The sequence below is a fragment of the Herbaspirillum aquaticum genome, assembly GCF_002213425.1.
In the GTDB taxonomy this organism is placed as follows: domain Bacteria; phylum Pseudomonadota; class Gammaproteobacteria; order Burkholderiales; family Burkholderiaceae_D; genus Herbaspirillum; species Herbaspirillum aquaticum.
Window position 1 is genome coordinate 38,118 of record NZ_NJGV01000010.1, and the last position, 23,376, is coordinate 61,493.

Here is a 23,376-nt window from a genome sequence, read left to right on the forward strand (position 1 = left end):
GGGTAGAATCACGCCCTTGCCGCGCCCACAAGGCGCGTGATCGAGGATAGAGAAGAGGCCGCCACCGGACCCGGTGCACGAAGTCTCTCCGCCGCAGTGTGCGTCATCCGCGCAATGAACATAAAAAACGCGCCATCCCGGCATGATCGTCTTCATGCACGGGCCTGTATTCATCATTCATCCATTGCCATGCTTGCCACCATTACCCGCCTCTTTCCCGTGTGGGCGCTGCTGCTTTCCGCCGCTGCCTATTTCTCGCCGCCGACCTTCACGCCCATCGGCAAATACATCACCCAGTTGTTGACGCTCATCATGCTGACCATGGGCGTCACCCTCACCGTGGACGATTTCAAGCGCATCATCAAGCGCCCCGCACCGGTGGCTGCCGGCATCATCCTGCACTACCTGGTCATGCCGCTGGCCGCCTGGGTCATCGCCAAGGTGCTGCGCATGCCGCCCGATCTCACCGCCGGCATGGTGCTGGTGGGAAGCGTGGCCTCCGGCACCGCCTCCAATGTGATGATCTATCTCTCGCGCGGGGATGTCGCGCTGTCGGTCACGATCTCCACGCTCTCCGCGCTGGTATCGGTATTTGCCACGCCGATGCTCACCGAACTCTACGTGGATGCCTCCATCCACTTCGACGCCCACGCCATGCTGATGTCGATCGTGCAGATTGTGGTGGTCCCCATTGCGGTCGGCCTGGTGCTGAATCTTTTCGCGGGCAAGCTGATCCGCCGCATTGAGCCTTACCTGTCGCTGGTGTCGATGGTGGCCATCCTGCTGATCATCTCGGCGGTGGTCGCGGGCAGCCAGGCCAGCATCGCTTCGGTCGGCCTGGTGGTGCTGGTGGGCGTGATCCTGCACAACGGCCTGGGTTTGCTGGGCGGCTACTGGGGTGGCCGCCTGCTGGGCTTTGATGAGGCGGTCTGCCGCACGCTGGCCATCGAAGTCGGGATGCAGAATTCCGGGTTGGCGGCCGCCCTGGGCAAGCTGTATTTCACGCCGGTGGCGGCCTTGCCGGGCGCGCTGTTCTCGGTGTGGCACAACCTCTCGGGGTCGCTGCTGGCCGGCTACTGGCGCGGCCGTCCGCCGCGTGACTGAAGCGCGGTTGCAATGATGCAGCGCTGAATCCAGCGGCCCGCCTCGCCTTGAGGCGGGCCGTTTTCCTTGGTGCGCAGCGCAGCGCAAAAACTGATTACAATCCGCCATCACCGCACGTCCCATCCATCTCCATCAGGAGGGTTATTCATGCAAAAACGCAAGTTCCTTGGCCTCGGTGCCTCGCTGCTGGCCGCGCCGGTCGCCTTGCCGGCACTGGCCGCCGACAAGAAACCTGGTGCTGCCGCAGGTCCGGTATTGCTCACGGTGACCGGCGACATCAGCAAAGCCAATCGCGGCCCGCTCGATCCGGCGCTGGACCAGATGATGGCCAAGCAGAAACTGGCTTTCGACCGTGCCCACACCTTCGATTTTGCCGCGCTCGCCGCGCTGCCTTCGGTGGAGATCCGTCCCACGCTGGAATACGATGGCCGCCGCCACAGCCTGCGCGGTCCGCTGCTCGCGGAGGTCTTGCGCGCCGTCGGTGGTCCCGCCACCGTGCAGAACTGCGCCCTGCGCGCAGTGGATGGCTATGCGGTGCTGGTCTCGGCCGAGGATATCGCCAAGTATCGCTTCATCATCGCCACCCACCTGGATGGCAAGCCCATCCCGCTGGGCGGACTCGGCCCGCTGTGGGCCGTGTATGACGCCGACAGCTTCCCCGAGATGAGCGCACGCCCCTTGCCGGAGCGCTTCGGCCAATGCCCCTGGGGCCTGTATCACATCGCCGTGCGCAAGGCCTGAGGCGATGTGATGGGGCGGCGCCTCAGACGTTGATGGCGCTGTCCGATTTCATGCGCTTGCGCAGTTCGAACTTCTGGATCTTGCCGGTGGACGTCTTGGGCAGCGGACCGAAGTAGATCGCCTTGGGCACCTTGAAACCGGCCAGGTGGCCCCGGCAGAATTCGGTCAGCTCCGCCGCATCGATGTTGGCCCCCTCCTTGAGTTCGACGAAGGCGCAGGGCGTCTCTCCCCATTTCTCATCCGGCTGCGCCACCACCGCTGCGGCCAGCACGGCTGGATGGCGATACAGCACGTCTTCCACTTCCACGCTGGAAATGTTTTCCCCGCCGGAGATGATGATGTCCTTGCTGCGGTCCTTGATCTTGATGTAGCCGTCCGCATTCATCACACCGAGGTCGCCGGTATGGAACCAGCCCCCGGCAAAGGCTTCATGGGTGGCCTTGTCGTTCTTCAGGTAACCCTTCATGCAGATGTTGCCGCGGAACATGATCTCGCCGATCTCCTCGCCGTCGGCGGCGACCGGTTCCATGGTGTCCGGCGAGAGCACCGTGACCCCGCTCTGCAGGTGATAGCGCACGCCCTGGCGTGACTTCTGCACCGCGCGCTGGTCCACCGACAGCGTGCTCCATGCATCCTGTTCCGCACAGACGGCGGCCGGGCCATAGACTTCGGTGAGTCCATAGACATGGGTCAGCTCGAACTGCATCGCCTCCATCTTGGCCAGCACGGCCGCTGGCGGCGGCGCACCGGCCACCATCGCCTTGACCGGACCGCGGATGCCGGCGCGCCAGCCCTCGGGGGCATTGGCCAGCGCCGCATGAACGATAGGCGCGGCGCAGTAATGGGTGATGCCATGTTCGGCGATCAGGTCGAACACCAGCTTGGGGTCGAACTTGCGCAGGCACACGTTCACGCCCGCGCGGGCCGCCACGGTCCACGGGAAGCACCAGCCATTGCAATGGAACATGGGCAGCGTCCACAGGTAGACCGGATGCTTGGGCAGGTCCCATTCGAGGATGTTGGAGACCGCATTCAAGGCCGCGCCGCGATGGTGATAGACCACGCCCTTGGGGTCGCCGGTGGTGCCGGAGGTGTAGTTGAGCGCAATGGCATCCCACTCGTCGGCGGGCCATTGCCATTCGAATTCTTCATCGCCATCGGCCAGCAGGGCTTCGTATTCCAGGTGGCCGAAACGCTCGCCGGGCACCGGTGGCGGACCGAGCACGTCGAACACCTCGACGATCTTGAGCGCCGGCAATTGCGTGCGCAACTGCTGTGCCAGCGCGGCGAACTCGCTGTCGATCAGCAGCACCTTGGCCTCGCCATGGCGCAGCATGAAGACGATGGACTCGGCATCGAGCCGGATGTTGAGTGCATTCAATACCGCACCGGCCATGGGCACGCCGAAGTGCGCCTCCACCATCGCCGGGGTATTGGGCAGCATGGCCGAGACCGTGTCGTTCTTGCCGATGCCAAGACCTTGCAGGGCACTGGCCAGGCGGCGCGTGCGGCGATAGGTCTGGTCCCAGTCCTGGCGCAATGCGCCATGGATGATGGCGGGACGCTGGCCATAGACGGCGGCGGCGCGCGCGATGAAATCGATGGGGGTGAGGGCCGCGTAATTGGCGGCGTTGCGGCCAAGGCCGGTGTCGAAATCTGCCATGTCTGTCTCCTTACGGCGGGGATGAGGGGCGCGGCCTGTGCATTTTTTATCAGCCGCCTGTTATTTTCTGCATAGGGCCTGTTCACATTAAATCTGCGAGTGCGAGAGGTCGCCAAGCGTTGACTGCCTAGGCGCAGCGACGCGCCGTGGTGGTGCCACGGCAAGGAGCTGCAACAACGGCAGGCGACGCTTGGCGGCCTCTCCCGGAGGGTTGCCCCCAGGAGGCGTGCTGGCCGCGTTGCACGTCAGGGCTGGTGGCACCACCACCAGCCCTGACGCGCGCCTTGCCAGCCCGCCTTCTGGGGGCAACGCATCTCGCAGATTTAATGTGAACAGGCCCTAGGGTAGCACCGAAGCAGCCTTGCGCTTTGTCATCACGACGACAAGGCTGACATGCGACAATGTTTGCCGTTTTCTTCCCCCTCTGACTATCCCATGAGCAGCCCGATGGCGCAGCTTCTGCAGCAATACGACTGGTTCGCCGCGCTGGCCGGCGAGCATCGTGCGCTGGTCGCCGCCACCACCCAGTTGACGCGCTTTTCGGCCGATGCCTTCGTGGCCCGGCGCGGCGAACTCTCGCAATACTGGATCGGCGTCCATGAGGGCTTGATCAAGCTGGCCGTCTACAACATTGATGGCCGCAGCAGCACACTCTCGGGCGTGCCCGAGGGCGGCTGGTGCGGCGAGGGCAGCGTCATCAAGCGCGAGCCGCGCCGCTATGACGTCATCGCCATCCGGGCCTCGCAGATCCTGCTGGTGCCGGCCGATACCTTCCACCGCCTCATGGCGGAGAGCCTGCCCTTCAACGCTTTCGTCATCGGCCAGTTGAACGAACGCATGGGCCAGTTCATCGCCACGGTCCAGAACGAGCGCTTGCTTGATGTCGACGCCCGCGTGGCCCAGGCCATTGCACAGCTGTTCCACCCGATGCTGTATCCGCGTACCTCCAAGGTGCTGGAACTGTCGCAGGAAGAGATTGGCCTCTTGACCGGATTGTCACGCCAGCGCGTGAACCAGGCCATGCGCCACCTGGCCGAGCTGGGGCTGGTGGAAATTTCCTACCAGAGCATCCGCGTGGTCGATCTCGATGGCTTGCGTGCCTTCGGCATGGCCTCGCTGTGAGCGGCCTGTCACCACGATGACAGTCTGACGCAGGCTACCGGCTTAAGATCGGACGAGCATTCCGGCTCTGACACTACATCGATTCATCCATGGCCATCATCACCCACCATCACCTGCTGCTGCGTGAACTGCGTTTCGCCGCCCCGGCGCGGGTGCGGGTCTGGAAGGGGGCGGCCACCTTGAAGAGCGGGGGCGTAGCGGTCGAGCTGCAGGAGGGCGAAAGCTTCACGGTGCCGCCCTTCGTGCGTTTTTCCTGCCTCGCGCATCCGCGCGTGACGGCACAAGGCATGCGCCCCGCAGTCTGGTCGCTGGCGCTGGAGACCGAGGCCAGCGCCGACATGGAACGCGCCGCCGACACCAGCAAGCCCCACGCCCGCCGCCTTGCCGCCGCGATCTTTGCGCAGCCTGCCGCCGACTGGTGCGCCGAGCGCATCGCGCGCGACTGGCAGATTTCCACGGCCCGCCTGCGTGCCCTGCTGTTTGCCGAGGGCGAATCGCTGCGCAGCCTGGTGCGCGAGCAGCGCGTGGCCTGGGTGCTGGCGCAACTGGCGCGGATGGAAGATGCCGGCGCCAGTCCCGCTGCGGCCGGGTTTGCCTCGCTGTCGGCCTTGCAGCGCGCCTGCCAGGACCTGATCGGCCTGCCGTCCGGGATCGCCGGCCGCGCCCTGTCGCTGCTGAGCAGCCATCCCCGCCCGCCTGCCACGACGCAGGACGACCAGGCCCGCCAGCCGCGCTACCGCCCTTATTTCTGAGGCGGCTGCGGCCGGGTGGCGGCAAGTTTGCTACCATCTGCGCTTTCCCTCAATTCTGTGTGGCCCGGCCCGGGCTGATTTCTCATGAGCAAGTTCTGGAGTCCCATCGTCAGCCGCCTGACGCCCTACACCCCCGGCGAACAACCCAAGATCGCGCGCCTGGTCAAGCTCAATACCAACGAGAGCCCGTATGGCCCGTCGCCGCTGGCCCTGCAGGCCATCGCGCGGGAGGTCAGCGACAGCCTGCGCCTGTACCCCAATCCCGACGCCGAACCCCTGAAGCTGGCCATCGCCCGCCGCCATGCCGCCGACGGCATCAGCGCGCGCGAGGTATTCGTGGGCAACGGCTCCGACGAAGTGCTGGCGCACGCCTTCCAGGCCCTGCTGCAACATGGCAAGCCCATCCTGTTCCCGGACATCACCTACAGCTTCTATCCGACCTATGCCGGCCTGTACCAGGTCGACTATCGCGCCGTGCCGCTGGCCGAGGATTTCACCCTGCGCACCGAGGATTACCTCGGCCATGGCGATGCCATCGGCGGCATCATCTTCCCCAATCCCAATGCGCCGACCGGCTGCCTGCTGGGACTGGACGAAGTGGAGCGCATCCTGCAGGGCAATCCGGAGCGTGTGGTGGTGGTCGATGAGGCCTACATCGATTTTGGCGGCGAGAGCGCCATCCCGCTGGTGCAGCGCTATCCCAACCTGCTGGTGGTGCAGACCTTCTCCAAGTCGCGTGCGCTGGCCGGCATGCGGGTCGGTTTTGCGGTCGGCCATGCCGACCTGATCGATGCGCTGGAACGCGTCAAGAACAGCTTCAACTCCTATCCGCTGGACCGCCCCGCCATTGCCGGTGCCACCGCCGCCATCGAGGACGAGGACTATTTCCGCAAGACCTGCGACATGGTCATCGCCAGCCGCACCGCACTGGTGGCGCAGCTGGAGGCACTGGGTTTCGAGGTCCTGCCCTCGGCGGCCAACTTCGTCTTCGCCCGCCATCCACAGCGCGATGCCGCCGAGCTGGCCGCTGCCTTGCGCAGTGACGGCATCATCGTGCGCCACTTCAAGAGCGAGCGCATCAAGCAGTTCCTGCGCATCACCATCGGCACCGATGAGGATTGCGGCACGCTGGTGGAGGCATTGCGCCGCCATCTCGGCCAGCAGTAAGCACCACCCCAGCGGGCCGCGCCGGTGTTGGCCGCGCGGCCCGATGTGCAGAAAACGTCAAGTGCCTGCGGTGCGTCCCTCGCCCGTGCCCAGCGGCCTTTGCCGCCACGCCACCAGCGCCCCCGCCAGCAGCATCAGTGCAGAAAACGTCAAGCCGCGTTGCAGGCCGCCGGCACCATCGGCGATCCAGCCGACGATGGACGGGCCGATGATCTGGCCCACGGCAAAGATGATGGTGAAGGCACTGATGCCGGCCGGCCAATCTGCCGGCGGAAGGTTGTGACGCACCATGGCCGTGGTCGACGCCACGGCCGAGAGGAAGCAGCCGCCAAACAGCAGCCCTGAGGCAAACACCGCCACCGGCGCGGCCGTCATGGCCGGCAGCAGCGTGGCCAGGCACAGCAGGCCGTTGAGGATGGCCAGCGACTGCCCGCCCCGGAAGCGGTCCAGCATGCGCGCCCAGATGCGCGAAGACGCAAAGGTCGCCGCCCCCAGCAGCGCAAAGAACAGCGTGATCCGCGCGGGTGCCATTCCTTCTTCCTTCAGCAGGGCGATGACGAAGGTCATGTAGCCGATATATCCCAGCCCGAAGAACAAATAACCGGTCAGCCCGAACAACAAACTGCGCGCACGCCAGGTCCCGCCTCCTGCCGCCTGCGCCGGGGAGGTCGGCATCAGCCGCGCAGGCAGCGTCATGACCAGGCTTGCCACCAGCGCCAGTGCGCCCAGCAGGATCCACGCCCATTGCCAAGGATGGGGCGCGCCCTGGGCGGCGGCGGCCTCCATCACCGGTGGCACCAGCAGCGAGGCGGCCACGATGCCGATGCCGGTGCCGCCGTAATACAAGCCCAGCAGCAGGCCGGCGCGATGCGCATGCAAGGCCGCCAGCCGGCTCACCAGCAATCCGCCCGAGACGAAGATGAGCGCACTGGTCACACCCGTTACTATCCGCAGCAGCAATTGCAGCAGCGTATCCGTGGTCAGCGCCGGCAGGAAGGACAGCAGGGCGGTGGCGAACGCGCCCGCGATCAGCACGCGGTGCGCCTGATAGCGGCGCATCAGGCGCGGGGTCAGCAGCGCACCCAGCAGGTAGCCCAGGGCATTGCCGGTATTCATGCCGCCAGCGATGAGGTAAGGCCAGCCGAGGTCGCTGCGCATCGGGGCCAGCAGCAGGGCATAGGAGAAACGCGCCACGCCCAGCGCCACGGCCGTGCCCAGCGACAGGGCCAGGGCGGTCAGGATGGGATGGCGCAGGATGAAAGGCGAGGGCGCATGCGCGGCGTGCGGGGGCATGGAATGGCGTCTCCTGGCGGTCTTGTTGTGGTGTGGTGCCAGTGTAGCCGATGCGGTCAAACCGCTGCGCCGGGCTAGTTGGTGACCGGCCGCCAGTTGTGTTGCTGCACCACGTGCAGACAGGCATCCACCACCACGGGATCGAGGCGAGACCCGCTTTGGCGCTGGATTTCTTCCAGCGCTACCGCCATGCCCAGTGACTTGCGGTAGGGGCGGTCGGCCGACATCGACTCGACGATGTCAGCCACGGTCAGGATGCGCGCCTCCAGCGGCAACGCATCGCCGCCGATGCCGCGCGGGTAGCCGCTGCCATCGAGGTACTCGTGGTGGCACCAGACGATCTCGGCCAGGTTGAAGGGGAAGCTGATCTTGTTGAGGATTTCATAGCCGAACTGCACGTGCGTCTTGAGCACGCCGTATTCATCGGAGGTGATGCGGCCGGGCTTGGTCAGCAGCTCCAGCGGTATCCGGGCCTTGCCGATGTCGTGCACCTGGGCCGCCATGTGCAGCACGTCGATGCGTTCGGCCGGCAGGCCCAGGTGGCGGCCGATCATCACCGCCAGCTCGGCGGTCTGGTCCTCGTGATTGGGCGTATAGCCGTCAGTGAGCCGATGCAGGGCGATCAATGCATCGATGACTTCCTGGTAGATCTTGTTCGGTTCTGAAACTGGCATTCCTGTCCCTGCGTGATTGCAGCCGCTGGCAGCGTGCACGGTCGCTCAGAGGTGTTGCTCGTTGGATAGTGGACAGGCGATGCGCCTGCCGTGAACCTTTGCAGGTTCCTTGGTCTCTGAATGAGCCCCCGCGAAGGGAGCCCCCGACCCGCTGGTCCGACGACGCATGTGCATGCGTTTTCCCGGTTGTCGGATAATAGCGGTCTGCAATATTGAAACTCATTTCAGGAAAGAAATGATGTTGCGCAGTTTACATTCCTGACTGATCGATGACAACCAAGCTGTCCACTTCCCGTCCGTCTTCTGCCCTGCGCCTGATCTGGCGCAAGTTTGCCATCCCGCTGTTCTTCCTGCTGCTGGGCATCGTGTTTTCCACCTGGGCGGCCCGCATTCCTGCCATCCGGGACTACCTGCAGCTCGATGCAGCCACGCTGGCGCTGGTGCTGCTGTGTGGCGGCATCGGCGCGGTCGGCTCCTTCCCGCTGGCGGCCTGGATCACCGGCCACTACGGTGCGCGCCACAGCACGCTCTACGCCGGACTGGCCCTGCTGGTATCGCTGCCCTTGCTGGGGCTGGCACCGAACGTGGCCTCGCTCATGCTGATCTGCACGATCTACGGGGCGGCTTCCAGCTGCTTCGACGTGGCCATCAATGCGCTGGGCGCACAGGCCGAACGCGACGCCGGACGTCCCATCATGTCCATGCTGCACGGCTGGTTCTGCGTGGGCACCTTCTCCGGTGCGCTGGCCGCCAGTGCCGTGGCGGGCATGGGCGTGGCGCCCATCTGGCACTTCCTGCTGGTGGCCGCGCTGTTCCTCTATCCTCTCTACGCGTGCTACGAGGCGCTGCCAGACGACCGCCCCGAGCACGATCCCGCGCGCAAGCTGTTCGCGCTGCCGCACGGGCACCTGGTGGTGCTGGGTGTGATCGCCTTCTGCGGCGCCATCGTCGAAGGCTCGGTGGCGGACTGGAGCGGCATTTACATGAAAGACCATATCGGTGCCAGCGATGGTGCCACGCCCCTGGCTTATGCCGCGTTTGCGGGAATGATGCTCATCATGCGCATGATCGGCGATCGCCTCAAGGCCCGCTATGACGCGCGCCGCGTGGTGTGGGTCGGCACGCTTGTCGCGAGCCTGGGCATCGCCCTGGCCGTGGCGGCCCCCGGCATGGCGCTGGCCATCCTGGGTTTTGCCATTGCGGGGACCGGTGTGGCCGCGGTGTTCCCGTTCGTCTTCAGCGCCGCCGGCCGGCACGGCTCCAGCGCCCTGGCGGCGGTGGCCACACTGGGTTACAGCGGCAGCCTGATCGGCCCGCCCGTGTTCGGTTTCCTCGCCCATGGCTGGGGATTGCAGGCGGCACTGGCCTTGCTGGGCATACTGTGCCTGGCCATGGCCGGGTCCAGCCGCCGCGCGCAGTGGCTGCAGTAAGACCTCCGCTGTTTACTTCTACAACCTCTGATGCAAGGAAAAAATACGATGCGCAATCTGGTCCTGCTGCCGGGCTTCATGCTCAATGCCCACTTGTGGGATGACATGCAGGCCGATCTGTCCACGCTGGGCACACTGAACTTCGGCGACCTCGGCCAGGATATCGGCATCCAGGCCATGGCCGATGCCGTGCTGCGCCAGGCGCCGGAGCGCTTCGTGCTGTTCGGATTCTCGATGGGCGGCTTCGTGGCGCAAGCCATTGCGCTCAAGACCCCCGAGCGTGTGCTGGGGCTGGGCTTGCTCAATACCTCATCGCGTCCGCAGACCGAGCGCGAATCCGCAGGGACGCTGGCGCAGATCGAGCTGGCCCAGCGCACGCCCTTCAAGGGACTGACATCGCGCGCGCTGGCCTCGTCACTGCATCCGGCACGCAGCACCGATCGCGCCTTGCTGGACCGGTTGCAGGCCATGGCCCTGGCCAACGGCAAGGAGGTATTCCTGCGGCAGTTGCAGACCCTGCGCGACAGCAATGCCGAGGACCTGCAGCGGCTGCAGTGCCCGGTGCTCATCGTCAGCAGTGACGAAGACAAGCTGCGCAGTGTGGAGGAATCGGAAGAGATGGCGCGCCAGATACCGCAATCGCGCCTGGAGATCATCGGCGACTGCGGTCACATGACGCCGATGGAAAAGCCGCAGGAATTGTTCAGGATCATCTCCGACTGGATCGTGCAGTCAGGCCTCTGAAGCCTGCGCGTCGGCCAGTCCGGGGCCGGCGCGACAGGGCATCGGTGCTGCCTCAATCCTTGTCGAGTTGCTTGCGGGGCGCCTCGGACGAGCGGCTGCTGGGCCGCTTGTTCATTTCATCCAGGCCGCCGGTACCGCGCAGGTCGGTATCGACCTGGCCCTTGCGGATGTCGTCGTAGGCCTGGCGGATTTCGGGGCGCTCGACCGCATGGCCGCTGTTGGCGGCATCCTGGCGGTCCGCATTCTGGTCATGCTCATGCGGCAGGCGGGGTTTGTCTTGTTTGGGATGACGATCTTTTCTGGTTCTCAGGAAGCTGGTCATGGTGGTGGTCCTCGCAATTGAATGGTTGACTCTTCTTTTGCCGCAGGGCGATGCCGTGTGAGGGTGGCCACAGCGCATCAGGTGCCTTGCGTCTGCACGAAGCGAACAAGTACGACCGGACCTCCTGAGAGAAGTGCCGCGAGTTACAAAGTGAGATGAAAAATAAGATTTTGTCTGACAGACAATTCGTACAAGCCGGCGAACAACGCGCGGAAAGAGAAGAGCAGTTACACGCTTGGACGCGCCAGGACTGGCTGCGTTCCTCATCAGCTGCGAATGGCACCGCAAAAAAAACAAAGGCGGACCCGGGTAGCGGTCCGCCTTTTACTTAGTTTTTCAAACCACTCATGATGGCCTGAAGCTCATCCGTTGCTGCAAAAGCGTCGCCTCACAGCGACAGCCGCGCACGCGCGGCGCGGTATTCCTCTTCCAGCCTCTCCACCATCTCGGCCACGGTCGGCACATCTTCCATCAGCCCCACGCCCTGGCCTGCGCCCCAGATATCGCGCCAGGCCTTGGCCTTGCTGCCGCCGCCGGAACCGAAGTTCATCTTGGTCTTGTCGGCCTCGGGCAGGTTGTCCGGATCGAGGCCGGCATTGACGATGGACTTCTTCAGGTAGTTGCCATGCACGCCGGTAAAGAGGTTGGTGTAGACCACATCGGCCGCCGTCGACTCGACAATAGCCTGGCGATAGGCGTCGTCGACATTGGATTCGCGCGTGGCCAGCCAGCGCGAGCCCATGTAGGCGAAGTCCGCGCCCATGGCCTGCGCCGCCAGCACCGCATCGCCCGTGGCGATGGAGCCGGACAGGGCCAGTGGCCCCTTGAACATCTTGCGTACTTCGCCCACCAGCGCGAAGGGCGAGAGCGTACCGGCGTGGCCACCGGCACCGGCGGCCACCAGGATCAGGCCATCCACACCGGCTTCCAGTGCCTTCTCGGCATGGCGCAGCGAGATCACGTCATGCAGCACGATGCCGCCGTAGCTGTGGACGGCGTCCAGCATTTCCTTGGGCGGTGCGCGCAGGCTGGAGATGATGATGGGCACCTGGTGCTTTACGCAGGTGGCCACGTCCTGGGCCAGGCGGTCGTTGGACTGGTGCACGATCTGGTTGACCGCGATCGGCCCGACCTTGCGTTGCGGATGCCCGGATTGCCACTGCGCCAGCTCGTCCTGCAGCTGGGTCAGCCAGGTATCGAGCAGCTCGGCCGGGCGCGCGTTGAGGGCAGGAAACGATCCGACCAGCCCGGCCTTGCACTGGGCTGCCACCAGCGCCGGGCCGCTGGCGATGAACATGGGCGAGCAAATGATGGGCAGGCGCAGATCTTGCAATGCTTTGGGGTAAGCAGGGGCTGGTGGCATGGTCGTCTCACTTGGGTTGTCGTTATCTCAAGGCAACAGGGCTGGACCCCATGCCGCTTTTGTCCGGCGATTATAGGACAAAAAGCGACAAAATATAACGGTCGTGCTTTTTGTTGCGCGAAGGTGAAATTTTCAGGAAATTATTTATATGATTTACTGTCTCCCTTTCATGCGTGCTATGTTTTCCACAAGCCTGCAATAAAACAGGCCACGCAGGGCGCTACCGGGGGCGTCTTGCGGACCGGCTCAGCCGGAAGGGCCATGCCCGAGTTCCATCTATCTATCGTCATTAGCCGTAGGGGGGAATCATGCAACACTTTGATCTCGTCAATGTCCTCATCATCGTCCTGGCCGCCGTCGCACTGATTGGGGGCGCGCTGCTGCACAAGCGTGCACTGAAAAAGGCGCTCATCGAGTCGGACAAGCTGCCAGTGCGCGGCCTGCGGCGTTATCGCCAGCAGTGAAGACAGGCGCCGCGCGCCTCGTCGCTGCCATTGCATTTCAGTACGACCATTGCAGGTTGAACCCGCCGCCCAGGGTGGCGGTGGGGAACCCGTTCGGCTTTGATACCGGGGTCGCAATGAAAAATTCAACGCCAAGCTTGTCGATACTGCCGCGCCAGCCCAGTACGGCGCCGCTCAGCCGGCGCCCGCTCAGCAATTGCGTGAGCGGACCCGCTACCGCCCCGGTATCAAGCCCGGCGTAGAGTTCCTGTCCGCTTTCTCCCCACCCCCACGCCAGCTCATTGCGCAGCAGCCAGCCGCGTTCGCCCTGCAGGCTCAGGTCGCCATCGAAGCCGCGTACCGTGTAGCGGCCACCGATGGCGAATTGATCCTGGGCCGGCAAGCGGCCGCGATGCCATTGCGCGCGTGCCAGCGCGCCATAGCGAAACCGTGCCGTGCCGACCTGGAAGGGCAGCTGCAGCGCCGCATCCGCCAGCCACAGGCCATAGCGGGTAGTGATCTGCGGCAGATCCAGCTCATCTTCGGGCGCCTTGCCCTGGCGGTCCAACGCGTGCCGGTAGCCCAGGTTCACCTCGGCCACGGCGCTGCCGATGAAGTGCCGGTGCTGCAAGCCCGCCTCCCACGCGCTCGTCCGGCGTTGCTGCGGATCCAGGGGATTCTGGTCGATGAAATTGAAGGACTTGCGCAGCAGCAGCTTGGCCGAGAACAGCGTCTTGCTGGTGGCGCCACGCTGCATCAGCCGCGACAGCTTCAGCTCGCCGGTTTCTGCATGGCCGCTGTAGAGCACCGGCTCGAAGGCGCCCGCCACCGTCTGGTGATAGCGGCTGCCGGAGAGCGTCGCCGAGAGCACCCAGTAGCCAAAGGGCAGTGAATAATGCAGCGTGTGGCTGCGGCTGCCGCGATCCCCGTAGCGGCCCAGGCTGCGCGTGAGATTGGCGTAAAACAGGTCATTGAGTGTCCACCAGTTGTCATACGCCACCGTCACACCCGCCTGATGGCGGCCGGTGGTGCGGGCGCCGCCATCGTCCAGTGAGGCCGAGAAGCGGAACGGAAAGGCCTGCCGGTACTGCACTACCAGATCGCTGTCGCCGGCTTGCGCATCGGCTTCTTCCGAGGGCGTGATCTCGATGTCGGCCTCTGCCGTGGGGACGCGCTTGAGGTTTTCCAATCCCTGCTCGATGGCCCGCAAGTCGAGGACATCTCCCTCCGACAAGGGCAATGCCGAAAACGTGTTACCCCGCGCATCGGCGCCCTCGGCCATGCGCACCTTGCGCAGCCTGCCCGGTATCACCGTCAGTACCAGCCTGCCGGCCGAAAGGTCCTGCGGCTGTGCCAGCACGCGCGTGGTGGTGTAGCCGCGCGCGATGATGTCGGCCTGCACGCGAGCCAGCAGGATTTGCAGACCCTGGCTGCCCAGGCAGCGGCCTGCGGCACCACCCTCCCCGGCTGCCTTCATCACCGTGCCCAGGGCGGGACGGAAGCGCTCCGCAGAATCTCCTTCCATGATGATCGTGTCGATGCGGCTGCAAGGTTGTTCGTCCTCGGGATAGTCCAACGACGTGGAAGCGGCAGGGGGCAGGCCCAGCGTGAGCACATCGGGCGCTTGCTCCAGGGTCTCGCGCAAGACGCGCTCTCGTTCGCGCTGCAGTTGTTCTTGCTGGATGCCGGGAGATTGTGCTGCGCTGTAGAGCGGGAGGGAGAGCGCGCCGAGCAGCAGCGGAGAAAGGAGGTGGTAGCGATTCATAAGGAAATGGTCAGCGAGCAAAACAACAGCGGGCACGCGTGTCGCGATCACTCAAAAATTGGGGAGATCGCAATTTCTCTTTTTATCGTCTGCACATAAATCAGACTTTTCTGATTTTTTAATCCGCTCTAAAAAAATAGACTGCGCCTCGAATCGATAAGGCATCCGGCCCGGATCGATCTCGCAAAAAGGGGCGTTCCATGAACCGTCAGCGCTATCAGTTGGTCTTCAATCGTCATCGCGGCATGCTGATGGCGGTCGCGGAAACCGCCTCGGCCATCAGTGGCCAGAAGTTGCCGACGGTAGGTGGGGGAGTCGGTGTGGTGGCACCGGCATCGTGGAAGTTCTGCACGCTGGTCTTGGCCCTCGCACTGACGTGGCAGAGCGTGGCACATGCGCAAATCTTGGTCGATCGCAACGCACCGCGCGAAGAGCAGCCGATGGTGCTCAAGGCCGCCAACGGCGTGCCCGTGGTGAACATCCGGCAGCCCAACGCCAAGGGCCTGTCGGTCAACAGCTACCGGCGTTTTGATGTGGATGGGCGGGGCGTCATCCTCAACAACGCGGGTGGCGCCAGCAAGTCCGAACTGGGCGGCTATATCGCTGGCAATCCGTGGATGCCCGGCGGTGGCGCGCAGGTCATCGTCAACCAGGTCAACGCAACGGACCCCAGCTACCTGCGCGGCTTCATCGAGGTGGCGGGCAACCCGGCGCAGGTGATCATCGCCAACCCGGCCGGCATCACCTGCGCGGGCTGCGGTTTCATCAACGCCCAGCGCGCCACCATGACCACCGGCACGCCCGTCATCCGCCAGGGCAACCTGGAAAGCTATCGCGTCAACAGCGGGGTGATCAGCTTCGAAGGACTTGGCCTGCAAGCCGGTGACACCGCGTATGCCGACGTCATCGCTCGCGCGGTGCGCGTGCATGCGGCGCTGCGGGCCAGACAGATCCGGCTCACCACCGGGCTCAATACGGTCAGTGCCGATCACGCGCAGGTCACGCCGGGCCAGAGCGCCACCGATGGTGCGCCGGTGCGTGCCATTGATGTAGCAGCGCTCGGCGGCATGTATGCCGGTCACATCTACCTGAGCGCCACCGAACACGGCGTGGGCGTGCACAACGGCGGCACGCTCACGGCCACCGAAGGACAGCTGGTCGTGACGGCAGCCGGCCGCCTGGAAAATACCGGCACCTTGGCGGCACGGGGCGACACCGTGATCGCTGCTGCCGGCCCCGTGAGCAACGCCGGCAGCGGCACGATGGGCTCCGAAAGCACGCTGCGCATCCACGCCACTGCACTGGACAATGCCGGCACGCTTGAGGCCAGCCGACAGATCCAGATACGCACCACCGGAGCGCTCATCAACCAGGGCAGCCTGGGCGCCAGGGACGGCACCCTCCTTGAAGTCGGGACGCTGGAGAACACCGGCACGGGCCGCATCGGCAGTACAGGCGACACCCGCGTGCAGAGTAGCGGTTCGATACGCAATGCAGGCAGCCTGCTAGGGGATACCGGCGTTACGCTTGCTGCGGTCACGCTGGAAAACACCGGCAGCGTGCTCACCCCCGCCACGCTCGCACTGCGTATCCGCAACACGCTGGACAACAGCGGCAAGGTTGGCAGCAACGCCCGGCTTGAGCTTCGCGCCGCGACACTCACAAATCGGGGAGATATTTATTCCGCACAGGAATCTGCGCAGTTGCAGGTAGCAGGACGGCTCTTCAACAGCGGCAGCATCGAGGCGAAACGGGCCCTCGATGCCAACGCGGTAGCGATTGAAAACCAGGGGCGCGTCATCGGGGAAGCGGTACTCAACGCCAGCGCAAGCGCCGCCCTCACCAATACCGGCACCATGGGCAGCAAGGGGGATGCCGACTTCAAGGCCGCCAGCCTCGACAATCGCGGCACGCTCAGTGCAGTCCAATCGCTTGCCCTGAAAGTGACCGGCCAATTTACCAACGAAAAGAACGTCGGTGCCGGCAGCACCCTCCAGGTCGATGCCGATGCACTGGACAACAGCGGCAAGCTGTTCTCGCATGGCAGCTTGTTCATGCGCATCGGCGCTGCTGCGCTCAACAGCGGCAAGATCGGTGCAGATGGCACGGTGGATTTCCGGGCGGCCTCCCTGGCCAATGGCGGTGCGCTCTATTCTCTTAACAAAAGTGTCGATGTACAGACTCGAGAGAGCATCACCAACAGCGGCACTGTTGAGGCCAAGCAATCGGTCTCACTGAAGGCGGCGACCCTGAACAACTGCGGGACATTCACCGCCGAGGGCGCCATGAAGCTCTCGCTGCAGCAGGGCTTGAGCAACACCGGAGAGATCGGCGCCAACGATACCCTCACCGTCAATGCAGCCACGCTGGAGAACAGTGGCAGGATCCGCTCGGCCGAGAGTTCGCTGGTGCTGGCGACAGACGGAAAAACCAGCAACCAAGGCAAGATCCTCGCCGCTACCCGGCTGGAGATCACGGCGACCGGCATCGATAACAGCGACGGCACGCTGGGCGGCGGCGAGGTGGTCATTGATGCGCGCAACCGGCGTTTCAACAATCAGCGCGGCGTGCTCTTTGCGCGGCAAGACCTGAAGCTGGAGAGCGCAGAGCTCGACAATCGTGCCGGCAGCATCGCCGCCCGGGGCAAGCTGACGCTGTCCAGCGGCGAAGTCAACAATGAGGGCGGATTGTTGCAGGCCCTCAAGAGCCTCGACCTCGATACCCACGGCCAGGCACTGTACAACCTGCATTCGGGCAAGGACCAAGGCGTGCGTGCGGGCACGGACCTGCACATCAAGGCCGGCTCGCTGGGCAATGGCGCGGGTGTCGTGGTGGCAGGCGGCCAAGCCCGTCTGCAAGTGAGCAGCCTTGACAATCAGGGTGGCGATATCGCCACTGGTGGTGGGCTGCGCATCGAGGCGGGCAGCGTGGACAATCGCGGCGGGCAGTTGCAGTCGAAGGGCGCGATGCAAGTGGAGGTGTCGGCAGGCGACATTGAAAACCGCCGTGGCCTGATTCGTTCCGATGAAGACGTAACCCTACAGAGCCGGAGCCTGCGCAACGACGATACCCAGGGCAATGACCAGGGCATCGAGGGCCGCAGCGTAAGTCTTGTCACAGGGGCGCTCCACAACAACAACGGCGCCATCCGCACCGGCCAGTCATTGCAGATCGCCGCCCGTGAGCGTGTGGACAATCGCGGCGGGCTCCTGTCTTCGCAAGGCACGCTGTCGGTCAGTGACCCGGCCAGCACCCGCAGGCTGGTCATCGACAACGAAGGCGGACGCATCCTCGCAGGCGGTGACCTGAGCCTTACGTCCGACTCCCTGATTGGCAAGGGCCTGCTGTTGAGCCACAAGGATCTGCGTATCGATGTGACCGCCGACCTGGAGCAGCGCGGAGAAACTGCAGCCGCTGGCAATCTCGATCTGCGCATTGGCGGGCGCTTCAGCAACTACGGCACGCTGGCCGCTGCGGCAGCGTTGCGCGTGACTGCCAGGGGACTCCAGAATCATGCGGGAGCTTCCATCCTGGGCGGCGATGTCTCGCTGTCTGCCGGTGCGGGACAGGACTTCATCAACCGGGGCCTGATCGACGGCGTCACCACGCGCATTCAGGCCGGCACGCTCTACAACCTGGGTACCGGACGCATCTACGGTGACCGCATCGCGCTTGCTGCCGATGTGCTGCACAACGCACCGGAGAGCCTCGACGGCGTACTACGGGCCCCGGTCATCGCGGCGCGTGAGCGCCTGGATATCGGGACCGGCTTGCTCTACAACAGCGAGCAGGCGCTGCTGTATTCGGTCGGCGACATGTCCATTGGCGGCGCCATCGGCAGCGACCATCGTGCGACCGGACGTGCGCGCGAAGTCAACAACACCAGCGCCACTGTCAATGCGGATGGCGCACTCACCATTGCCGCCGATGCGATCAACAACCGCAATGCGCATGTCGAGATCGCTGAAGAGAGCAAGCCGGGACGCAGGATCATCCACTACCGGCTGGTGGGATCGCCGGATTTCGTCTCTGGCGATGCTGCGCGGCTGATCCATCAGGATAGCGGCCAGATCATCGCGCCGGAGAACTGGCGCGCGATGGGCGATGAGGACAATTTCCGCCTGCTGTTGCCGTCGGAGGAATATCCCTTTGAGCGTTACGGACCGCCGTTTGACTATAGCCGCCATGTCGGCAGGGGTGGCCGCTTGTACCGGAGCTTCGGCGTTGGCCCTGCCTATCTTGCAGCGATTCCCGAAGTCAGTACCGAGCACAGCACCTTTCCGGCAGAACCGGAACGCTTCGTCTACCAGCCCGGTGACCGTATATGGGATGTCTTTCGCGTAGCAAGGCCGACGACGGAAGTACCACCCGAGCCTGAACTTCCCAGAATCTGCAGTGATCCTGAATCCTGCCCGGATGCGGATTATCGGCAGCGGCATAGCCAGTGGAAAGCGATCCGCGATACGACGGTTGAGTCCTACCACAATCTGGACAAGGCTATCGATAGATTCAACCGTTCACTCTATGCGACGGCGATTGCAGGTGCGGTGACAGGCAATCTGAGTGCATCTTCATCGCAGTTCATCCAGGCGGCGGCCGTCAATTATCTGCAAGGGCTGGGCGCTGAACAGGTCAAGAGAATCGCTGACAACCTGCAGAGCGAAGCCGCTCGCTCCGCCTTGCAGGGCATCCTGGGATGCGCCGGTGCCATGGCCAAGGAGGCAGCGTGCGGTGCAGGTGCGCTGGGCGCATCGGCCGGCACCGTCATCAATGCGCTGCTGCAGTCGGCGGACCGGCCGGGCAGTCAGGAGAAGGAGTCGCGCACGAATCTGGTGACCAGCGTCGTGGCGGGGATTGCGACCGCTGCAGGAAGTACCGCGAATCCGACGGCCACGCTCGCAGCCCAACTGGAGGCAGAAAACAATGCCTTGGGGGTGAGCTATCTATTATGAAACTTCACTTGATGAACAATATAACTACGATTTATCTAAGCTCTTGACGTACTTTGAAATTTTCCGGACTGCACGAAAAAATAACGACGAATTAACTGCATTCGTCGCGCTATTGCACGCAGGTACCTCTTCACAAAATCTTAAAAGTCTATTTGAAAATATTGAGAATGAAATTGACAAGGTGATGTTTCGAGATCCGCGATTCAAGTAGCCTGAGATCCCTGAAGGTTATAAGTTCCCGGAAGACTATCTTGAGGTGAGTGATAAGAAAGATCGCTATTGAAAGACCAGAAGAGGATTTGACGGGAAAAGTATATATCTCGCACAAGGGCTTATTGGTAAGGAAATTGAGAAAGGCGATAAGTTGTATTTAGATGGCCTACATAAGGATCATCTTGAAGTATTTGATTCGACAGGAAAACTTCGGACCGTGCTTAACTTGGACGGTACTGTGAATGGCGATAAGTTGGCTGTGGCCCAAGAACAAGGGAGAAAGCTGAAATGAAAGAGATTAGCGGATTAGATTCTATTCAGTTGGCGTTTCTGGAGCTGACTTCAAGCATCGGCTTGACCATTGATGAAATGAACGCGGAGATAAAAGATGATGGGCAATTTGAATGGTTTATTGATTACGAAAATTCACTAAACGAACGGTATGAATACAACTCATCTAAGCTCCTAAGGTATTTCGATATTCACCGAAAGGCAAGAAAGAATAACGACCAGTTGACGGCTTTTGCAGCACTTCTTTTTGCGGGTGTTTCTGCTCACAATCTTAAAAATATATTCGAAAATATAGAAGCTGAAATTGATAAGGTGATGTTTCGAGATCCGCGATTCACGTGGCCTGATATCCCTGAAGGTTATAAGTTTCCGGAAGACTATCTGGAGGAGAAGTCTTAGGAAAGGTGATCCAATGAATTGGTTAAAACTGTTAGACGTTACGTGGGAAGCGATCGGAAGTGGCACTGTCTTCAGGATGAATTCCGTCTCACCCTACGAGTCCTTGGTGGACTTCATGGTAGTCGACATTCCTGGCGATGAGCGGCCCTTTGCCTTGGTGGTGTCAACGGGACGAAAGGCTGGACGAATACTGGTCAAGCTGCCCCCCGATGCATTATGGAGCGAAGGGCACGGCCTCTCTCTGCCGTGGATCGTAGAAAATTGGGCGAAATGGATCTATCCCGAATGCCCGGTCGAGGAAGTACTCATCTTGCCGAACTACGAAATAGACGGTGCCGAGGAATTTCCTCTCATCGTCTAAGTGAGGGATCGGACTACCCTGCGTAAGCAGGCATCCATTCCTCCCACACCATCTCGCCCCCAGATAACCCTCACCCCACCCGCTTGGCCGCCAACGCATTCCCCACCCTGCTCACCGACTTGCGCCCCAGCTGCTGCGAGATGAACTGCCCCGCCTCGGCCACCGCATCCAGGTCAATCCCGGTCTCGATTCCAAGCCCGTTCATCATGTACAGCACATCCTCGGTCGCCACATTGCCGGTCGCGCCCTTGGCATACGGACATCCCCCCAGCCCCGCCACTGACGCGTGATAGATGCTGATCCCCGTCTGCAGACTGGCATAGATATTGGCCAGCGCCTGCCCATAAGTATCGTGGAAGTGACCCGACAAACCTTCGATATGGAATTCACGAATCGCCGTTTCCATCACCGGCCGCACCTTGCCTGGCGTGGCCACGCCGATGGTGTCGGCGATGTCGATCTCGTCACAGCCCAGCTCACGGAAACGCCGCACCACGTCGGCCACCGCATCCAGCGGGACTTCCCCCTGGTACGGACAACCGAACGCACAACTCACCGCCGCACGCAGGCGCTTGCGATGGTCCTTGGCGGCCTTGGCCACTTCGGCAAAACGTTCGATGGATTCGGCAATGGAGCAATTGATGTTCTTCTGCGAGAACGCCTCCGAGGCCGCGCCGAAAATCACCACCTCATCCACCCCCGCCTCCAGCGCCGCCTCAAAGCCCTTCATGTTGGGCACCAGCGCCGAATACACCACGCCCGGCTTGCGGGTGATGCCATGCATCACCTCGCTGGAAGTGGCCATCTGCGGCACCCACTTGGGCGAGACGAAAGATGCCGCCTCCACATTCGGAAACCCCGCCGCAGAAAGCCGGTTCACCAGCTCGATCTTGACCTCGGCGGAAATGGTTTCCTTCTCGTTCTGCAAACCGTCGCGCGGTCCGACTTCAACGATCTTCACTTTCTTGGGCAGGCTCATCATGCGGGTCTCCGTTGGGGTTGTTGTGATGCGTGGATGGCTGTCGAACAGTTCAGTTGGCCGCCGGCGCGGCATCGAGCCGCACATCGGCCACCGTGCCGCCGGTCATCTTCTCCAGCTGCGCGGCCGTGAGGTTGAAGACGGCATGCGGATGGCCGGCCGCCGCCCAGACGCTGTCAAAGTTGAACAGCTCACGGTCGATCAGCATCACCGGCTTGACCACGTGGCCAATCGGGCAGACGCCGCCGATGGCATAACCGGTCGTGTCGCGCACGAACTTGGCATCGGCCTTGCCGAGCGGGCCGGTCAGGGCGGTGACCTTGGCTTCGTCCACCCGGTTGGCACCGCTGGCAATGACCAGCACCGGCGCACCGTCAGCCACGCGCCGGAAGATGATGGACTTGGCAATCTCGGCCACGCTGCAGCCCACGGCCGCAGCGGCTTCGGCCGAGGTGCGGCCGGTCGAGGGCAGCATCGTGACCGGTTTGTCATGGCCCATTGCGGCCAGCAGGTCGGCAACGCGTTGGGCGGAAGAGGGCAGGGCGGCAGCAGGTTCGTTCATGGCGTTCATGGCGATTATCAAGTAGGCGCAAGGCCGGCAGCAGGACAAGCCGGAAATGATAACAGCACCCCCGCCCTCTCTGCCGCGCAGGCCCGCATTCAGCGATCCAGCAGGAACACGCCATCGCTGGCCGCCGCCCCCGCCTTCTGCAGTTGCGCCACGCACCAGTCGGCCAGGGCCGCATCCTCCATCTGCAAGAAGCGCGCATTGGTGATGCGCAGCAAGGGAATCTCCCGCATCATCGCCGGCAAGTCCGCCAGCGCAATCCGGCAACGTTCCAGCAGCAGGAATTTCACCAGGACCTTGATGCCATTGTGCGCATTGCGCAGTGGATCGGCCTGCAGATAATCCAGCCGCGAGAAGGCCTTCTCCAATGCATCGTCCACCTCGCTGAAGGGCGCGCCATGGCCGGGGATGACGGTGCGCACATCGAGGCTGCGGATCAGTTCCAGCGTGGCGCGCGCCTCCTCGAAACCGGATTCGCCATCCAGCTCCGGAAAGATGATCCCGAAGCCATTGCGCCACAAGGCATCGGCCGAGATCAGCACACCCTCCTGCGCGCAATACAGCAGCAGCGCATGCGGGTCGTGGCCCGGTGCGGCCAGGGCGGTCCAGTCGAGGTCTCCCAGGCGCAGCACATCGCCGCTGCGCACCAGCTGGTCGTGCGCAAAGCGCGGGCAACGCTGGCCGGTGGCGCGGTAGCTCAGGGCGTCTTCGTCCCAGCGGCGCACCTTGTCATCCTCGGCTGCGGGGATGGCGATGCGGCAGCTATAGGCGGCGTGCAGCGCGGCATTGCCGCCGCAGTGGTCGGAATGCAGATGGGTATTGAGCAGCACATCGAGCCGTTCACGCCCGCGCTGGTGCAGGACGTGGCGCACCAGTGTCTGCGTCTGTTCGGCATGGGCAACGTAGCCGCTGTCGATCATGGCGACTTCATCGCGACCGAACAGCAGCACGTTGTTGGATGACAGCCAGCCCCGCTCCAGCACGTGCAGCGAGGGTGGCAGGCGCAGTGCGGACGTGTTCACGGCGCGCT

The 23,376-nt window shown here is 63.3% G+C and carries 20 protein-coding genes; 11 read left to right on the top strand and 9 right to left on the bottom strand.

Annotation, left to right across the window (positions count from 1 at the left end; all coding sequences use genetic code 11):
- Positions 1-189 precede the first annotated feature (189 nt).
- Both panS and CEJ45_RS12480 read left to right on the top strand, forming a co-directional pair.
- Entirely contained in the window at positions 190-1,104 is a 915-nt protein-coding gene (gene panS / locus CEJ45_RS12475; RefSeq protein ID WP_088755427.1) for a ketopantoate/pantoate/pantothenate transporter PanS, read from the top strand.
- Positions 1,105-1,251: 147 nt separating this feature from the next.
- Positions 1,252-1,845, top strand: a complete 594-nt coding sequence (locus tag CEJ45_RS12480; protein WP_088755428.1) for a putative pterin-binding protein — start codon at positions 1,252-1,254, stop codon at positions 1,843-1,845.
- Between the two features lie 22 nt (positions 1,846-1,867).
- Here the strand turns inward: CEJ45_RS12480 and CEJ45_RS12485 are convergent, their stop codons facing one another.
- On the bottom strand, positions 1,868-3,508 hold the full coding sequence (locus tag CEJ45_RS12485) for an acyl-CoA synthetase (RefSeq protein WP_088755429.1): 1,641 nt from the start codon (positions 3,506-3,508) through the stop codon (positions 1,868-1,870).
- Positions 3,509-3,955: 447 nt separating this feature from the next.
- Here CEJ45_RS12485 and CEJ45_RS12490 point away from each other — a divergent pair, with 447 nt between their 5' ends.
- From CEJ45_RS12490 to hisC, 3 genes are all read left to right on the top strand, one after another.
- The gene (locus CEJ45_RS12490; RefSeq protein WP_088755430.1) at positions 3,956-4,630 is read left to right on the top strand and encodes a Crp/Fnr family transcriptional regulator; all 675 of its coding nucleotides are present in this window, start codon (positions 3,956-3,958) and stop codon (positions 4,628-4,630) included.
- Between the two features lie 89 nt (positions 4,631-4,719).
- Complete coding sequence (locus tag CEJ45_RS12495) at positions 4,720-5,382, top strand: hypothetical protein (protein ID WP_088755431.1); 663 nt, start codon at positions 4,720-4,722, stop codon at positions 5,380-5,382.
- A gap of 84 nt (positions 5,383-5,466) precedes the next feature.
- Positions 5,467-6,549 carry a histidinol-phosphate transaminase gene (hisC, locus tag CEJ45_RS12500; protein ID WP_088755432.1) on the top strand — a complete coding sequence of 361 codons (1,083 nt, stop codon included), beginning with the start codon at positions 5,467-5,469 and terminating at the stop codon, positions 6,547-6,549.
- Positions 6,550-6,606: 57 nt separating this feature from the next.
- Here hisC and CEJ45_RS12505 read toward each other — a convergent pair whose 3' ends face one another.
- Positions 6,607-7,842 (bottom strand): YbfB/YjiJ family MFS transporter, encoded by a 1,236-nt coding sequence (locus tag CEJ45_RS12505; RefSeq protein WP_088755433.1) that lies wholly within the window; start codon positions 7,840-7,842, stop codon positions 6,607-6,609.
- A gap of 74 nt (positions 7,843-7,916) precedes the next feature.
- Positions 7,917-8,516, bottom strand: a complete 600-nt coding sequence (locus CEJ45_RS12510; RefSeq protein ID WP_088755434.1) for an HD-GYP domain-containing protein — start codon at positions 8,514-8,516, stop codon at positions 7,917-7,919.
- Positions 8,517-8,785: 269 nt separating this feature from the next.
- On the opposite strand from CEJ45_RS12510, the gene CEJ45_RS12515 reads away from it, so the two are divergent.
- On the top strand, positions 8,786-9,946 hold the full coding sequence (locus tag CEJ45_RS12515) for an MFS transporter (RefSeq protein ID WP_088755435.1): 1,161 nt from the start codon (positions 8,786-8,788) through the stop codon (positions 9,944-9,946).
- A 48-nt stretch (positions 9,947-9,994) separates the two neighbouring features.
- Entirely contained in the window at positions 9,995-10,690 is a 696-nt protein-coding gene (locus CEJ45_RS12520) for an alpha/beta fold hydrolase (protein WP_088755436.1), read from the top strand.
- 52 nt (positions 10,691-10,742) lie between these two features.
- On the opposite strand, the gene CEJ45_RS12525 is transcribed toward CEJ45_RS12520, so the two are convergent.
- Positions 10,743-11,012 (bottom strand): hypothetical protein, encoded by a 270-nt coding sequence (locus CEJ45_RS12525; protein WP_088755437.1) that lies wholly within the window; start codon positions 11,010-11,012, stop codon positions 10,743-10,745.
- Positions 11,013-11,400: 388 nt separating this feature from the next.
- Positions 11,401-12,375 carry an NAD(P)H-dependent flavin oxidoreductase gene (locus tag CEJ45_RS12530; RefSeq protein ID WP_088755438.1) on the bottom strand — a complete coding sequence of 325 codons (975 nt, stop codon included), beginning with the start codon at positions 12,373-12,375 and terminating at the stop codon, positions 11,401-11,403.
- 308 nt (positions 12,376-12,683) lie between these two features.
- On the opposite strand from CEJ45_RS12530, the gene CEJ45_RS24920 reads away from it, so the two are divergent.
- A complete protein-coding gene (locus tag CEJ45_RS24920) occupies positions 12,684-12,839 on the top strand; it encodes a hypothetical protein (RefSeq protein ID WP_166675113.1) in 156 nt (51 codons plus the stop codon).
- A 37-nt stretch (positions 12,840-12,876) separates the two neighbouring features.
- Here the strand turns inward: CEJ45_RS24920 and CEJ45_RS12535 are convergent, their stop codons facing one another.
- Positions 12,877-14,583 (bottom strand): ShlB/FhaC/HecB family hemolysin secretion/activation protein, encoded by a 1,707-nt coding sequence (locus tag CEJ45_RS12535; protein WP_167386298.1) that lies wholly within the window; start codon positions 14,581-14,583, stop codon positions 12,877-12,879.
- 200 nt (positions 14,584-14,783) lie between these two features.
- On the opposite strand from CEJ45_RS12535, the gene CEJ45_RS12540 reads away from it, so the two are divergent.
- From CEJ45_RS12540 to imm45, 3 genes are all read left to right on the top strand, one after another.
- Positions 14,784-19,535, top strand: a complete 4,752-nt coding sequence (locus CEJ45_RS12540) for a two-partner secretion domain-containing protein (protein ID WP_088755439.1) — start codon at positions 14,784-14,786, stop codon at positions 19,533-19,535.
- Positions 19,536-20,036: 501 nt separating this feature from the next.
- A complete protein-coding gene (locus CEJ45_RS12550) occupies positions 20,037-20,438 on the top strand; it encodes a hypothetical protein (RefSeq protein WP_088755441.1) in 402 nt (133 codons plus the stop codon).
- Between the two features lie 13 nt (positions 20,439-20,451).
- Positions 20,452-20,799, top strand: a complete 348-nt coding sequence (gene imm45, locus CEJ45_RS12555) for an Imm45 family immunity protein (protein ID WP_088755442.1) — start codon at positions 20,452-20,454, stop codon at positions 20,797-20,799.
- 70 nt (positions 20,800-20,869) lie between these two features.
- Here imm45 and CEJ45_RS12560 read toward each other — a convergent pair whose 3' ends face one another.
- From CEJ45_RS12560 to CEJ45_RS12570, 3 genes are all read right to left on the bottom strand, one after another.
- On the bottom strand, positions 20,870-21,778 hold the full coding sequence (locus CEJ45_RS12560; RefSeq protein WP_088755573.1) for a hydroxymethylglutaryl-CoA lyase: 909 nt from the start codon (positions 21,776-21,778) through the stop codon (positions 20,870-20,872).
- Between the two features lie 52 nt (positions 21,779-21,830).
- Positions 21,831-22,340 (bottom strand): YbaK/EbsC family protein, encoded by a 510-nt coding sequence (locus CEJ45_RS12565; protein WP_088755443.1) that lies wholly within the window; start codon positions 22,338-22,340, stop codon positions 21,831-21,833.
- 98 nt (positions 22,341-22,438) lie between these two features.
- Positions 22,439-23,368 (bottom strand): MBL fold metallo-hydrolase, encoded by a 930-nt coding sequence (locus tag CEJ45_RS12570; RefSeq protein ID WP_088755444.1) that lies wholly within the window; start codon positions 23,366-23,368, stop codon positions 22,439-22,441.
- Positions 23,369-23,376 lie beyond the last annotated feature (8 nt).

Bases quoted from the DNA above. Each gene is read 5' to 3' on its own strand.
- panS (WP_088755427.1), top strand. From the start codon at position 190: ATGCTTGCCACCATTACCCGCCTCTTTCCCGTGTGGGCGCTGCTGCTT.
- CEJ45_RS12550 (WP_088755441.1), top strand. From the start codon at position 20,037: ATGAAAGAGATTAGCGGATTAGATTCTATTCAGTTGGCGTTTCTGGAG.
- hisC (WP_088755432.1), top strand. From the start codon at position 5,467: ATGAGCAAGTTCTGGAGTCCCATCGTCAGCCGCCTGACGCCCTACACC.
- CEJ45_RS12480 (WP_088755428.1), top strand. From the start codon at position 1,252: ATGCAAAAACGCAAGTTCCTTGGCCTCGGTGCCTCGCTGCTGGCCGCG.
- CEJ45_RS12535 (WP_167386298.1), bottom strand. From the start codon at position 14,583: ATGAATCGCTACCACCTCCTTTCTCCGCTGCTGCTCGGCGCGCTCTCC.
- CEJ45_RS12495 (WP_088755431.1), top strand. From the start codon at position 4,720: ATGGCCATCATCACCCACCATCACCTGCTGCTGCGTGAACTGCGTTTC.
- imm45 (WP_088755442.1), top strand. From the start codon at position 20,452: ATGAATTGGTTAAAACTGTTAGACGTTACGTGGGAAGCGATCGGAAGT.
- CEJ45_RS12505 (WP_088755433.1), bottom strand. From the start codon at position 7,842: ATGCCCCCGCACGCCGCGCATGCGCCCTCGCCTTTCATCCTGCGCCAT.
- CEJ45_RS12490 (WP_088755430.1), top strand. From the start codon at position 3,956: ATGGCGCAGCTTCTGCAGCAATACGACTGGTTCGCCGCGCTGGCCGGC.
- CEJ45_RS12565 (WP_088755443.1), bottom strand. From the start codon at position 22,340: ATGAACGAACCTGCTGCCGCCCTGCCCTCTTCCGCCCAACGCGTTGCC.
- CEJ45_RS12520 (WP_088755436.1), top strand. From the start codon at position 9,995: ATGCGCAATCTGGTCCTGCTGCCGGGCTTCATGCTCAATGCCCACTTG.
- CEJ45_RS12540 (WP_088755439.1), top strand. From the start codon at position 14,784: ATGAACCGTCAGCGCTATCAGTTGGTCTTCAATCGTCATCGCGGCATG.
- CEJ45_RS12525 (WP_088755437.1), bottom strand. From the start codon at position 11,012: ATGACCAGCTTCCTGAGAACCAGAAAAGATCGTCATCCCAAACAAGAC.
- CEJ45_RS12510 (WP_088755434.1), bottom strand. From the start codon at position 8,516: ATGCCAGTTTCAGAACCGAACAAGATCTACCAGGAAGTCATCGATGCA.
- CEJ45_RS12515 (WP_088755435.1), top strand. From the start codon at position 8,786: ATGACAACCAAGCTGTCCACTTCCCGTCCGTCTTCTGCCCTGCGCCTG.
- CEJ45_RS24920 (WP_166675113.1), top strand. From the start codon at position 12,684: ATGCAACACTTTGATCTCGTCAATGTCCTCATCATCGTCCTGGCCGCC.
- CEJ45_RS12530 (WP_088755438.1), bottom strand. From the start codon at position 12,375: ATGCCACCAGCCCCTGCTTACCCCAAAGCATTGCAAGATCTGCGCCTG.
- CEJ45_RS12485 (WP_088755429.1), bottom strand. From the start codon at position 3,508: ATGGCAGATTTCGACACCGGCCTTGGCCGCAACGCCGCCAATTACGCG.
- CEJ45_RS12560 (WP_088755573.1), bottom strand. From the start codon at position 21,778: ATGAGCCTGCCCAAGAAAGTGAAGATCGTTGAAGTCGGACCGCGCGAC.